The organism is Bacillus sp. AFS077874, assembly GCF_002566505.1.
GTDB lineage: Bacteria > Bacillota > Bacilli > Bacillales > Bacillaceae_G > Gottfriedia.
The window spans coordinates 151785-165920 of record NZ_NUYF01000013.1 but is presented as its reverse complement, the minus strand read 5'-3'; the positions used below and the strand labels follow the sequence as shown (position 1 = coordinate 165920).

Genomic DNA, 14136 nt, shown 5'->3' with positions numbered 1-14136 from the left:
AGAGTCTACAAACTGTACTAAACTTACTAATTTAGTTGGAGGATATATGATTAAAGAACACTATATTTTTAACCCATTTCCAAAAATAGTTACGGATCGATTAGTTTTAAGACAAATGAATAATGAAGATCAATATGAGATATTCGCATTACGATCAAATGAAAAGATGTCTCAATATATAAACAGACCGATTGCAAAAGAAGTTGATGAAGCACTTCAATATATAATAATGATTAATGACGGAATTGAACGTAATGATTGGGTTCTTTGGGCAATTACTCTTAAAGAAAGTGATCAATTAATCGGTACAATTTGCTTGTGGAATTTTTCGATCGAGCAATCGAAAGGGGAAGTTGGATATGAACTTTCACCAGAGCTTCAAGGTAAAGGAATCATGCAAGAGGCTTTAAAAGCAGTGTTAGCATATGGATTTAATACACTTGAATTACATGTCATTGAAGGAATTGTTCAATCAGAAAATCAAAAATCAATCCAAATTTTAGAGAGAAATAAATTTATTAATAAAGGCTTGGTAAAGAAGAAATCGGCGGATGAAGAAGACATACATTCATGCATTTTTGAGTTAACGAATGAAAGGTATTACTCCAAATAATAAGAAAAATAGAGAATCAATTAGGTTTCTATTTTTTCATCCATTAGGATTTTAAAGTTTAAACAAACGTTTGAATAAAAAAGTAGTCGCTAAGCTAATAGCGACTACTTTTTTAATTTAAACTAACAATTTTTAAATTTTTTGATTGTAGATATTCAATAATTTGTGGTAAAGCATCTAAAGAAGGTTTAGTTTCGTGAAGTAGAATGATACTCCCAGATTCGGTGTGGCTTTTAACGTAATTGATAATTGTATTTGTATTGCGGTTCTTCCAATCTTCAGTATCTTTATCCCATAGAACCATTTTAAATTGATGTTTTTGCATTAATTCAATAGTTGCTTGGTTTTTTGCACCGTATGGTGGTCTGAAGAGAGTAGTGTCTTGCTTAGTAATATTTGTTATTAAGTTACTTGTTCTAACCATATCATCTTCTTGATTTTTATAAGATAGTTTTAAGTAGTCATTGTGGTGCATGGAGTGGCTTCCAACTGAGTAACCGTTAGAATATGCGTATTGTACACAATCAGGATATCTTTGAACGTTATCTCCGATATAGAAAAAAGTACCGCCTACTTTGTATTTTTTTAAAACATTTACAATTTCCTTTGAATATTTCGAGGGACCATCATCAAAAGTAAGGGCTACGCTACCTTGTGGGATACTATAGTTAACTACATTGTTTAATTTTACAGTCGGATAAATTGATTGGACAGGTTTATTGATTGGTTCTTGCTTTATTACATATCTAACATCCGGCTCATTTGTGTGCACATTCGGTTGAGATACGTTTTTAATATCAGTTTTCTTTGGATCATGTTTATCCTGATTGGTTTTATTTGGTTTCTCTGGAGATTTTGAATTTTGTGCCTTTGCAACACTTTCAGCTTTTGCTGGTTTTTTTCCGCAAAATAAAGATTCTGATTTACAAGTTTGACTCTTATAAGCTATTAAACTAATCGATAGAATACTAATAGCAGCAACAGTAAGCCACCCATAAAGTTTATAACGTTTCGAAATACTCTTTTCTTTTTTGGAACTGGATCGACTAATTGATAAATAAGGTAGATCAATTAAAATTCTAAGATCCTTCATATTTTTTATGGAGTGAAGTTGAAGATGAAACTCTTCTGAACAAGAAAAGTAGATTTTTTCACTCTCATTATTATTTAATTTAGTTACAAAACTAGTAAACTGATGTTTATCCTCATCCCAAGTACTACATAAAGAAAGGCTAAACTTATAATTTTCATCAAAAATAATTTTTGATTTCATAAGATTGGCCGTTTCGTTGTCAATTTCCCAATGAAGTTCTATTTCTTGATTAAATAATAGTTTTATATGTAAAAAGGATTTATCGAATTTTTGTTCGATTGATAAAAGCTCAATATGTTTTTCATTGTTAATTGACATAACTTCCTCCTATCTTGTAAAGAAATCATTAATTTTCGTGTATTTAAAGACAGTATAGACTGATCTAAAACTATATCTTTTGTCATAATTATTTCTACTGTTTTTCTTTAAATATATTAGTCTATAAGGAAAATAATATGTAAAGATTTTCCCTATTGAGAACAGGTTTTTTAAATACTTTAAAATATGTCGAATATTAAATTTGCCTTACAATTTAATTGTAAAGTACTGTAAGAAATTGTCAATTGAAGATTTGAAATTAGTCCCTTTGGAACAAGAGAATTAAGTTGAAAAGTATAGAAAGTACCATTTAATAATTTTTAATAGATTGAAATGGCATCTCATTAGGAAAAAAGTACCTTTGAGATGCTTTTTTTGTGTAAATTAAGAGTTCTAACATTTTAAAAGGTCTTTTGAGGCATCCTTTTTTAAAATAAGAAAGTATAAAAATTAAAAAGTAAAATTGACATTTTGCAAACAATAACATATTATGTTTGTAAATAAATAAACGTTTTGAAAGTTTGTTTGGTAAATAATAAACAAAAAAGGGTTGTGTTTGTTAAGTGGAAAATTTAGACGTTTTTTGGAATGCAGATATAGAAGAATTAAAACAAGGATATATCGAAGAGGAAAATCATTATTTATGTTTACTCTGTAGTAAAAAAATTGAAAAAGGAATTATTTATCAAGATTCAGGTATTTTATATGAAGCTGAAAAATACATGAGAGTTCATATAGAACAAAGTCATGACTCTGTTTTCGATTATTTGATCCAGCTGGATAAAAAACTAACAGGATTAACAGAACATCAAAACCATCTTTTACGTCTTTTTTATCAAGGGAAGAGTGATACAGATATTCAAAAAGAAACTGGTATCGGTAGTGCTTCTACGATTAGAAATCATCGCTTTGTTTTAAAGGAAAAAGAAAGACAAGCAAAATTATTTCTTGTCATGATGGAGCTTTTAAAAGAAAAGGATGAGCATGCGCCAAGTTTTTTACCACTTCATAAAACAGCAAAAATGGTCGATGAGCGCTATAACATTACGGAAGATGAAATGGAAAAAACCTTAAAAAAATACTTTACGGAAGGCATAGAGGGACCATTAAAAAAATTTCCATTAAAGGAAAAACAAAAGCTTGTTGTTCTAAGAGAAATCGTTAAAAGATTTTCACCAAATAAGAAATATACAGAAAAAGAGATAAATGAAGTACTGACAGCTATTTATCCTGATTATGTCGTGTTAAGAAGATACTTAATTGAATATGGCTTTATTGATCGAAAGTCGGATGGCAGTAGTTATTGGTTAAAAGCTTAGAAGAGAAAGGTTGTTAAAAATGAGTAGAAAAAAAGAATTAAAAATGCAATATAAAGAAACGAAAGTTCAAGCAGGTATTTATCAAATTAAAAACGTGAAAAATCAAAAAATATTCATAGTAAGTACTAAAAATTTAAAAACAATTAATGGAAAGAAATTTGAATTAGAGGCAGGGTCTTGTACAAATAAAACACTTCAACATGAATGGAATGAATATGGAAAAGAGTCATTTGTATTTGAGGAATTAGAAATTTTAAAGGAAGAAGACATTAGTCCATTAGGTATCAAGGGAGATCTAAAAAGACTTGAGGAAAAATGGTTAGAAAAACTTCAACCTTATGGTGAAAGAGGATATCACACAAACAATAGCAAGGGTGATCAGACTTGATTACATCTGAGATTAATCCTCAGGAGCAAAAAAAAGTAAAATTTACTTTATTACGCCCAATGATTATGTTTCTAATTCCATTACTTTTAAGTAATATTATGCAGTCGATTGGCCAGGTTTTTAGCATGATTATAGTAGGAAATTGGTTAGGGGAAAATGCATTAGCTGCAATTTCAGCTTTCTTTCCTATATTTTTCTTTTTAGTATCATTTATTATTGGAATTGGCTCTGGCAGTTCAATTTTGATTGGTCAGGCACATGGGGCAAAACTTGAAGATAGAGTAAAAGCGATTGTTGGAACGACTCTTACTTTTACTCTTTTCCTCTCTGTAGTGCTTGCAATCATTGGCAATATTTTTATTGAAAAACTTTTGAGTTTTATAGGAACTCCTGAAAATATTCTTCATATAAGTACACATTATGCTTCCATTTTATTTTGGTCGATTCCCGTGCTATTTACCTATATGGTATATACAACTCTAATGAGAGGTATTGGGGATTCAAAAACACCATTTTATTTTCTTATATTAAGTACAGTTTTAAATGTTGCACTTTTACCACCATTAGTATTTGGTTGGGTAGGTATACCGAAGCTAGGCATATATGGGGCAGCATATGCATCAATAGGTTCAACGGTTTTGACATGTATAGTTCTATTCATATACTTACACAAAACGAATCATCCACTTCGTCTTGATACTTCGTTAAGAAACTATTTAAAGATGGATCCTGAACTTTTAAAACTAATTTTAAAACTAGGTATTCCAACGAGTATTAATATGGTATTTCTTTCGATTTCTGAGATTGCCGTTATTACTTTTGTTAATCAATATGGATCAGAGGCTACTGCATCCTATGGGGTTGTAAATCAGTTAGTAAGTTATGTTCAAATGCCATCAAATTGTATTGGAATCGCAGTATCAATTTTTGCTGCTCAGTCAATAGGAGCAAATCAGGTTGATCGATTAAACCAAGTTATTAAAATAGGATTATTACTTAACTATGTGCTAGGTGGCATAGTAGTATTACTCACTTATTTTTTCTCAAAGCCTATTTTAAATTTATTTCTAACGAATGATAGTACTGTACAAATAGCGAATAGTTTATTAATGATTACGTTATGGGGATATTTAATACTCGGACATTCATTTATTTTATCGTCTACAATGCGTGCTAGTGGAGCAGTACTATGGCCAACGCTTATTAGTATATTTGTAATATGGTGTATTGAAGTACCTGTAGCCTATCTTTTATCTCATTACACAAGTCTCGGAATGAAAGGAATTTGGTTCGGATACCCGGCAGCTTTTATAGTTGGACTTGGATTAAACTTTTTATATTATAAATTTTCATGGAGAAAGAAACGTATAGTCCGTTTAGTTAATTAATTTATTATTTATATGAACTAAAACCACAAGGGAATTCCTTGTGGTTATTTGTTTTCCCTTAAGAAATACCGTATACCTTTATTCTTATAGGAACATACTTTTATAGATACAAATTAAAATGCAATTTTACTGATTATGTTCATAAAATCGTAACATGATCGGTCATTTGATTAGAATAATTAATTTCATTGGACAATAAGATATTACATTATAGGGGGGATTTCGTGATGGAGTTGGATAATGTCACACTCAGTAGATTACTAACAAGTATGACACTAGTATTTCACATTATTTTTGCAACAATTGGTGTAGGAATACCCTTAATGATTGCAATTGCAGAAGGGTTAGGAATCTTAAAAAAGGATCCACATTACACGCTAATGGCGAGAAGATGGGCCAGAGGTTACACAATTACCGTTGCAGTTGGAGTAGTAACTGGTACTTGTATTGGTCTACAACTATCTTTATTATGGCCGAGCTTTATGAGAATCGCGGGTCAAGCAATTAGTTTCCCATTGTTTATGGAAACATTCGCTTTCTTTTTTGAAGCGATATTCCTTGGGATCTATTTATATACTTGGGACCGATTTAAAAAACCTATTTATCATTGGTTGATCATTTTACCTGTTATATTAGGTTCAACTTTGTCAGCATTTTTTATCACGACAGTAAATGCGTTCATGAATACTCCACAAGGTTTTACTTTGAAAAATGGAATAATTAAAACGGTCGATCCAATCGCTGCAATGTTCAATCCAGCTGCTCCTTCTAAAACTTTACATGTAATTGTTACTGCATATGTTGCATCCGCACTTATATTAACGTCGATCGCCGCTATTCAATTATTAAGAGGAAAGAATACGGAATACACACGAAAAGGGCTTCGATTAGCAGCAACACTAGGATTAATTTTTGCCGTTTTAACAGGTGTCACAGGAGATGTATCAGCAAAATTCCTTGCTAAATACCAACCAGAAAAACTAGCAGCTATTGAATGGCATTTTGAGACAGAAAGAGGGGCAGATTTTGTCTTATTCGGAACACTAGATGATAAAACACATGAAGTAAAATATGAAATTCGAATTCCTAAACTGCTAAGCTTTTTATCTTTCTCAGATTTTAATGCACCAGTAATTGGATTAAATGAATTTCCAAAAGATGAGACGCCACCTTTGTTCATACATTATTTATTTGATATTAAAATGACATTTGTCGGCTTAATTATATCGATGACCTTCATATTTGTTGTGTTTTCTATCAAGAAGAAAAATTGGATGCATAATAAATGGCTTTTACGTGGTCTGGCGCTGACTGGCCCATTAGCGATGATCAATATCGAACTTGGATGGATGATTGCCGAAATTGGCCGCCAGCCATGGATATTAAGAGGATATATGAAGGTTTCAGAGGGAGCCACAACTGCCAAAGGACTAGGCGGTATGTTTTGGTTATTTTTTGTATTGTATGTATTTTTAGGAGTCTTTTGTACAATCGTTATTCGAAAAATGTTCATTCATAATCCACCCGAAGATGAACTTCAATATCGTTTAAAAAAATAGGCTCTGTTAAATTTCAATCGTAAAACTCTCGGTAAGTTACGAATAAGTAAATGTTGTAGCTTGAAAGAGTATTGCTTGAATTTGTGACAAAGCCAATGAATAGGAGGGTGAACATTGAATATTGAGTTATTAGGAATAATCGTTTTATGGATATTTCTATATGGATATATCATTATTGCATCAATTGACTTCGGTGCTGGATTCTTTGCTTATTATGGAAAAGTAACGAAAAAGGATCACTTAATAAATAATTTGATTAGTAGATATTTATCACCTGTTTGGGAGATAACGAATGTATTTTTTGTATTTTTCTTTGTTGGCATTATAGGCTTTTTTCCAAGTGTTGCATTTTACTATGGGACGGCTCTATTAATCCCAGGAAGTATTTCGCTAGTCCTATTGGCAATTAGAGGCTCGTTTTATGCCTTTTCTAATTATGGATCCAAGGAAAACAAAGTTTATTTATTCTTATATGGAGCCACAGGCCTATTGATTCCAGCTTCACTTTGTACAGTTCTGACCATTTCCGGAGGAGGGTATATAGTAGAAAAAAATGGAGTCGTTCAATTTTTAGCTAAAAACCTATTAACAAGTATCTACTCCTGGAGTGTTGTAATCATTGCAATCATTTCAGTCTTATATATTAGCGCAACATTTTTAACCTATTACGCAAGTAAAGCAAAAGATGAAAGTGCGTTAGCGATATTAAGACAATATGCTTTATATTGGACCGTACCAACAATCCTATCAAGCTTTCTTATATTTGTAGGATTAAGAGATAATAATGTTAGATTTTATGAAAATATCGTTAATCATTATTGGTGGATGTTTTTATTATCATTAGTTTGTTTTTTAATAGCATCATCATTAATTTTACTAAAACGAAATTACGGAACAGCCTTTATATTTGTAATGCTCCAATTCTTCTTTGCTTTTTTCGGCTATGGAGCAGCGCATTTGCCATATATATTAGATCCATATATTACGATATACAATGGATACACCAATCAAACATCCGGTACCATGCTAGTAAGTGTATTTGTCTTAGGGCTACTACTATTAGTTCCATCGCTATTGTTCTTATTTAAACTATTTTTATTTGATGCCGAGTATGTTCAAGGCAAAAAGTAAAGTGGGGGAGATGAAATGCACTCTTCTAATAAACATGAAAAGCGGCTTGTACTTCTATGTTTTATTGTAGCTTTAATAATGGGATTATCTTTTATTAGTAAATTTTTTCATTGAATAATGAGTGGAGAGGCGCCTATAACATTGGGGCGCTTTTTTTTGAATAAAGGATGAGGTAGGGTGAACTGCAAATAAATTTTATGGAACTGCGCTAAAGCGACGGGGTTGCAAATAAATCGGTTGGAACTGCAAATAAACTGATGGAGCTGCAAATAAAAAAGGTGAATCTGCAATTAACATGCTAAATTCACCTGAATTTACGTTCGTATTATTTAGATAGATAGAAAAAAGGGTAAAATCTAATCAAATATTTTAAAATATAACCTAGTTTCCGTTACATTCATGCACTTTCTAAAACTTTTCCTTCTTTTACAAGTAGCGTACGAGTCGAAACATTACTTGCGAATTCCATGTCGTGAGTAATGACAAGGATGCTCATTCCGTCATTTGCTAATTTTTTCATAATCTCAGCAATTCCGTTCGTTAGTTCAGGATCCAGAGCTGAAGTAGGTTCATCAAAGCAAAGAATTTTTGGCTGTAGTGCACACGCTCTAGCGATTGCTACACGTTGCTGTTGTCCGCCTGATAACTCGTTTGGTAATGAATTTGCTTTATCACTTAGACCAACTTGTTTTAATAAATCCATTGCTCTTTTTGAAGCTTCTTCTTTATTCATACCTAATACAAGTGTAGGGGCTTCAATAATATTTTCAATTACTGTTTTATGTGGGAATAAATTATAGTTTTGAAAAACGAGACCAACGCTTTTTCTTACTTTTAAAAGATCTTTTTTAGATTTTATCATTTGGCCATCTATTTCAATTGATCCACCATCGAAGCTTTCTAAACCATTAATACAACGAAGTATTGTCGTTTTACCTGCTCCTGATTGTCCTAGTAGAGTAACGATTTCTCCTTTATTAACTTCAAAAGAGACTTCATTTAATACGGTTTGTTTATTAAATTGTTTTGTTAAGTTGTTTACTTTTAACATTTTTAGTCTCTCCTTATTTATAATATGAATATCGATTTTCTAATCGTTTAAATAAATTCGTTAATATTGCTGTTAGTAGAAGATAAATAATACCAACGAAAACAAGAGGTAGTAGTGATGCGCTTGTATTAGATGCGATTTTAGCTACTCGAAGCATATCATCAAGTCCGACTACATATACAAGAGCTGAATCTTTTACTAGCGTAATTACTTCGTTTGAAACAGGAGGTAATACTTTTTTAGTCATTTGAGGCAGAATAATTCTTTTAAAAGTTTGACTGCGACTCAAACCTAAAACCTCTGCTGCTTCATATTGACCTTTATCAACTGATTGGATACCAGCTCTGAATATTTCTCCAAAATAAGCTGCATAATTAAGTGCAAATGCGATAATAACTGTTGTAAAACGGTCAAAGACTATTCCGACTAATGGTAAACCAAAAAAGATAAAGATTAATTGTAAAAGTAGAGGTGTACCACGCATTAATAAAATATAAGAACTAATAATTGATTTGATGGCTGTAATATTCGAAAGTCTTCCAAGTGCAATGATGATTCCAAGTGGAATTGCTAACGCTAGAGTAATTAAGAAAACCTCTAGCGTTATTTTTAATCCATCAAGCATGGAAGGTAATAAAGATGTAATTTGTTCCATGATCGTAAGCTCCTTTTTATTTCAATGTACCGAACCATTTTTTGTAAATTTTGTCATAAGTACCATCTTTTTTCAGAGCACTAATTTCTTTGTTAATTTTTTTAAGTAAATCAGCATCATCTTTTCTAACGCCAATTCCATATTCTTCTTCACCGAAGTTGTCTTCTAAAATTTTGTATTTGTTTTGGCCTCTTTTGTTCATGTAATATCTAGCTAATGTTTCATCCGCTACAACCACATCTACACGTTTTGATTCTAAGTCCATTAAAGCTTGGTTGTTATTTTCATATAACACAGGTTTACTACCGTTAAATGATGTTACTAAGTTTTTATCTTTGTTAACTGCATCTAAAGAACTTGATCCTTCTTGAATCCCAACATTTTTACCTTTTAAATCTGATTTTGTTTTTATTTTTGAATTTGCTAGGGTGATAATAACTTGTCTATTTTTTAAATATGCATCTGAGAAATTTACTTTTTTCTTACGCTCATCTGTAATTGAATAGCCGTTCCAAATTGCATCAATATTTCCTGATTTTAATTCAGTCTCTTTCATTGACCAATCAATTGGTTGGAAAGTTACTTTCATATTTTCACGTTTAAATACTTCTTTTGCTAAATCAATATCAAAACCTACAACCTTACCTTTATCATCTTTAAAACCCATTGGTACAAAAGTATCATCTAATCCAACGACTACTTCGTTTGCATTTCGTTTTTCTTTTCCACAACCAGTTACAACTAATATTGAAATCATACAAATGATCATTGCTGACATTAATTTTTTATTCATTTTACTCTCTCCCTTAAAATATTTTTGAAAAACAAAAAACTCCCGACCTCTAGCTATATGGAATAGCTAGAGGACGGGAGTATTACTCACGTGGTTCCACCTCTATTTATTGATACCTCACGATACCAACCTCTTCAAGTGCAGCAATTAAGCTATACTCTAGCACGATAACGGGTGCAGGGAATCCGGAAACAGTCTACTACCAAAAAGGGTTCGGTGCTCAGCTCAGAGATGTGTTCAAAATATTGTCTTATGCCCCTCGCACCAACCGGGAACTCTCTGTTTAAGAACTTAATACTTTTACTATTTCTCATCAATGCTTTTAAAATTAAATTTTCAAATATGTTCAATACTGCAGTTTTTATAAAATCAAACTAGTTTGTTTTGCGATGAACAAATAATATTACAGATTACAAACAACTGTCAACAAATTTTATTTGAAAAAACTTTGATTTTGTCAAAACTTGGATAGGAAATTTCTCGGGAAATATGGAAAATTGTCGATTGAATACTGATAGAACTGATTGGGATTGTCAAATATTATCAATTCACAAAAATAACATATACTTTATAAATTTCGATTAAAAAATATGATAAATTATCATTAAGAACGGGCGGGAAATCACTCGTTCTTGGTAAATAAGCCGAGATGGTTTTATCTAAGTAATTCAAAGAAGTAGTCCATGCCGTGCAAAAGCATATGGGCTATTTCTTTTTGTTGCGTTAATAATACTACTCAACGACAAAGCGATAGATATAAGAATTTTCTTAGATTTAACAAAAAATTCATGCGCTCAAAGTATATCTAAAGAATCGTATGATATAATTAACATATATTAAAAAAGAACGAGTGCGCTAACACTCGTTCTAGGCAACTAAATAAGCCGAGATGGTTTTATCAATGTATTTTTTCTAAGAAGTAGCCCATGCCCTGCGAAGCATAGGGGCTATTTCTTTTTTGTTGCGTTGATAATACTAACTACTAATTGAATCAATGCAACGACAAAAGTCATTGCTATGAAGATTAGAGTAAGTATTTCAAGTATTTGCATTGGCATCACCACCTTTCTACAAAAATTCGTAGAAAAGAAGATAAAACCAATTCCCCTATGCTATTCAATTGCCTAGTTTAATTATAATAAAATAACTATAATCAAACTGTAGTTGTAATTATAAAATTTAAACAATTTCATGAAGTTTTAGAATGATTACAATTCTGTTCGGTTGGTAAAAATTGAACAGAGTGTAAATATTAATATCTTAAAAATTATTGTATGATAGGATTATAGTTTTTTTGAACGTAAAATATGGATATAGATAATGTAAAGTAGGAGAGTAGAATGAGAAAATTTAAGAAAGTTTATATAGAAATTACAAATATATGTAATTTGAAGTGTAATTTTTGCCCGAGCCCAACTTTGGAGAGACCTTTGAAGTTTTTGGACGAGAAAGCATTTACTCATGTTGTAAATTCGGTTAAACCTTATACGGATCATATTTATTTTCATTTGATGGGAGAGCCATTTTTAAATACAAAGCTCGGTCGTTTTTTGGAAATTAGTCATGAAAATGGTTTGAAGGTTAATATAACAACGAATGGTACGTTAATTAATAAGGTAAAGGATTTATTAATTGAATCCAAAGGTTTAAGGCAAATCAATTTCTCACTTCATAGTTTTGAGGCGAATGATTTAACGAAGGATTTGCATGATTACGTTGAAAATATTACAAACTTCATTAATGAAGCGAATGAAAAAAGTGATATGATTTGTGCAATTAGGCTTTGGAATATGGATAGTGAAGAGTTAAGAGCAAGTAACTCACTGAATATTGATATATTAAACTTACTTGAAGAAAAACTAAACTTAGACTTTTCTTTAAGTGAAAGACTTCAGGAAACACATAATATTAAACTGCGTGATAAAATTTATTTAAATATGGCAGAAAAGTTCCAATGGCCAGACATGGGTAATGATATCATCGATGAAAATGTATTCTGCTATGGATTAAGGGATCAGATCGGTGTATTAGTTGATGGAACAGTAGTACCATGTTGTTTAGATAGTGAAGGTAAGATTCCATTAGGGAATATTTATGAGACATCACTAGAAGATATTTTAAATTCTGAGCGTGCAAGAGCAATTTATGATGGTTTCTCAAGACGATGTGCAGTGGAAGAATTATGCAAAAGATGTGGTTATGCAAAACGACATAAAAAGTAATTTTTGGTAAAAAGCGCTTTCTTTTTAAAAGAAAGTGCTTTCTTATTGAAAAGCGAAAAAAAGCTATATTCATCCCTAAAATTTTATAGTAGTATAGTTTAGTCTGTTTAAAATTTTAGGAGGATTTACATCAATGAAAGACGTACAACAAATTAAAATAACTACTGCAGATCCATCTGCAATTGGTTTATTCGGTTTAGCGATGGTAACGCTTGTTGCCTCAACACAAAAATTAGGAATTACTGATGGTGTTTCATTAGTATTACCGTGGGCAATTTTTTTAGGTGCGATTGCACAATTATTTGCGAGTATCCAGGATTTTAAACATAACAATGTTTTTGGAGCAACAGCATTTGGAGCATATGCTTTCTTTTGGTTAGCTGTTGGTACTACTTGGTTAATTCAATTAGGTGTTTTTGGAAAGGCATTAATGAATGCAGCTGATGTTAAACAACTTGGTTTTGCTTTTGTAGGATATTTAATCTTTTCAATTTTTATGACAATCGGTGCAATGGAAACTCATAAAGTATTATTTATTATTTTTGTATTAATTGATTGTTTATTTATTGGATTATCATTAAGCACATTAGGATTTATGGAAGAAGCTACACATACCTTTGCAGCATACAGTGAATTAGGAATTGCAATTATGTCATTTTATGGATCGGCTGCAGCTGTATTAAATAGTCACTTTGGAAGAGAATTCTTACCTGTAGGGAAACCTTTTGGGATTTTTAAAGCGAAATAATAATTCAGTCTTAAAATTAACTTTTTGGACTTTATCTATACACAAAAACCTTTACCATTGGAGTAAAGGTTTTTTTTATAAATATTTGTATTGTTTAATCGGAAATGACAGATGATAATATCGTGCTTTTAAAAAGGTAAAGAATGAAAGGTGGAAATTCGTTTGACGACACTATTGTATATCACAGCACATCCGCACGATAAGTCTACTTCTTACAGTATGGCGGTTGGTGATGCATTTATCGAGAGTTATAAAGCTGCACATCCGAATGATCAAGTAGTACATATTGACCTTTATAATGAAACGATTCCTCATATTGATGCCGAAGTATTTGCAGGATGGGGGAAACTTCAATCTGGAGGATCATTTGATACACTTTCTTCAGGTGAACAATCAAAAGTAGGAAGATTAAACGAGATTGTCACTCAATTTGCTGAAGCAGATAAATATGTATTTGTTACACCTTTATGGAACTTTTTATTCCCTCCAATTATGAAGAACTATATTGATGCGATTTGCGTTGCTGGTAAAACTTTCAAATATACTTCTAATGGTCCTCAAGGATTATTAGGTGGTAAAAAAGCTTTGCATATCCAAGCACGTGGTGGGGTTTATTCAGAAGGTCCAGCTGCAGACCTTGAAATGGGACATCGCTATATTGGAGTGATGATGGGCTTCTTAGGTGTTCAAGACTTTAATGGAATTTTTGTAGAAGGTCAAAACCAATTCCCAGACCGAGCACAAGAAATTAAAGAACAAGCAATTCAAAAAGCTAAGGAAACTGCAAAGGATTTTTAATTTGCAAAAAAAACTCACACTTTTGTGAGTTTTTTTGTTGTGGAAAATAGTAGTTTCTTC

The 14136-nt window shown here is 31.5% G+C and carries 13 protein-coding genes and 1 other annotated feature; of the genes, 9 read left to right on the top strand and 4 right to left on the bottom strand.

The genetic code is table 11. From position 1 onward, the window contains the following. Positions 1-46 precede the first annotated feature (46 nt). Positions 47-613 carry a GNAT family N-acetyltransferase gene (locus COJ46_RS16055; protein ID WP_097973176.1) on the top strand — a complete coding sequence of 189 codons (567 nt, stop codon included), beginning with the start codon at positions 47-49 and terminating at the stop codon, positions 611-613. Positions 614-725: 112 nt separating this feature from the next. Here COJ46_RS16055 and COJ46_RS16050 read toward each other — a convergent pair whose 3' ends face one another. Further along, the gene (locus tag COJ46_RS16050; RefSeq protein WP_097973177.1) at positions 726-2024 is read right to left on the bottom strand and encodes a polysaccharide deacetylase family protein; all 1299 of its coding nucleotides are present in this window, start codon (positions 2022-2024) and stop codon (positions 726-728) included. 563 nt (positions 2025-2587) lie between these two features. Here COJ46_RS16050 and COJ46_RS16045 point away from each other — a divergent pair. The 5 genes from COJ46_RS16045 (at position 2588) to COJ46_RS16025 (ending at position 7809) form a co-directional block, all read left to right on the top strand. Then, positions 2588-3343, top strand: a complete 756-nt coding sequence (locus COJ46_RS16045) for a DUF2087 domain-containing protein (protein ID WP_097973179.1) — start codon at positions 2588-2590, stop codon at positions 3341-3343. Between the two features lie 19 nt (positions 3344-3362). After that, positions 3363-3731, top strand: a complete 369-nt coding sequence (locus tag COJ46_RS16040; RefSeq protein ID WP_097973181.1) for a GIY-YIG nuclease family protein — start codon at positions 3363-3365, stop codon at positions 3729-3731. Positions 3732-3790: 59 nt separating this feature from the next. After that, on the top strand, positions 3791-5119 hold the full coding sequence (locus tag COJ46_RS16035) for an MATE family efflux transporter (protein WP_097973373.1): 1329 nt from the start codon (positions 3791-3793) through the stop codon (positions 5117-5119). Positions 5120-5346: 227 nt separating this feature from the next. Continuing rightward, positions 5347-6678, top strand: coding sequence for a cytochrome ubiquinol oxidase subunit I (locus COJ46_RS16030; protein ID WP_097973182.1), 1332 nt, complete (start codon positions 5347-5349; stop codon positions 6676-6678). 114 nt (positions 6679-6792) lie between these two features. After that, positions 6793-7809 carry a cytochrome d ubiquinol oxidase subunit II gene (locus tag COJ46_RS16025; RefSeq protein WP_097973184.1) on the top strand — a complete coding sequence of 339 codons (1017 nt, stop codon included), beginning with the start codon at positions 6793-6795 and terminating at the stop codon, positions 7807-7809. A gap of 397 nt (positions 7810-8206) precedes the next feature. On the opposite strand, the gene COJ46_RS16020 is transcribed toward COJ46_RS16025, so the two are convergent. The 3 genes from COJ46_RS16020 to COJ46_RS16010 are packed head-to-tail and all read right to left on the bottom strand — an operon-like array spanning position 8207 to position 10308. Further along, a complete protein-coding gene (locus tag COJ46_RS16020) occupies positions 8207-8860 on the bottom strand; it encodes an amino acid ABC transporter ATP-binding protein (RefSeq protein ID WP_097973186.1) in 654 nt (217 codons plus the stop codon). Between the two features lie 13 nt (positions 8861-8873). Next, positions 8874-9515 carry an amino acid ABC transporter permease gene (locus COJ46_RS16015; protein ID WP_097973187.1) on the bottom strand — a complete coding sequence of 214 codons (642 nt, stop codon included), beginning with the start codon at positions 9513-9515 and terminating at the stop codon, positions 8874-8876. A 16-nt stretch (positions 9516-9531) separates the two neighbouring features. After that, the gene (locus COJ46_RS16010) at positions 9532-10308 is read right to left on the bottom strand and encodes an amino acid ABC transporter substrate-binding protein (RefSeq protein WP_097973189.1); all 777 of its coding nucleotides are present in this window, start codon (positions 10306-10308) and stop codon (positions 9532-9534) included. Between the two features lie 66 nt (positions 10309-10374). After that, positions 10375-10634 (bottom strand) — a binding site (T-box leader). 1014 nt (positions 10635-11648) lie between these two features. Here COJ46_RS16010 and COJ46_RS16005 point away from each other — a divergent pair. The 3 genes from COJ46_RS16005 to COJ46_RS15995 all read left to right on the top strand — a co-directional run bounded on the left by COJ46_RS16005 (position 11649) and on the right by COJ46_RS15995 (position 14076). Then, positions 11649-12530 (top strand): radical SAM/SPASM domain-containing protein, encoded by an 882-nt coding sequence (locus COJ46_RS16005; protein ID WP_097973190.1) that lies wholly within the window; start codon positions 11649-11651, stop codon positions 12528-12530. Between the two features lie 133 nt (positions 12531-12663). Continuing rightward, a complete protein-coding gene (locus tag COJ46_RS16000; protein WP_097973192.1) occupies positions 12664-13278 on the top strand; it encodes an acetate uptake transporter in 615 nt (204 codons plus the stop codon). A 162-nt stretch (positions 13279-13440) separates the two neighbouring features. Then, positions 13441-14076 (top strand): FMN-dependent NADH-azoreductase, encoded by a 636-nt coding sequence (locus COJ46_RS15995; protein WP_097973194.1) that lies wholly within the window; start codon positions 13441-13443, stop codon positions 14074-14076. Positions 14077-14136: the final 60 nt, after the last annotated feature.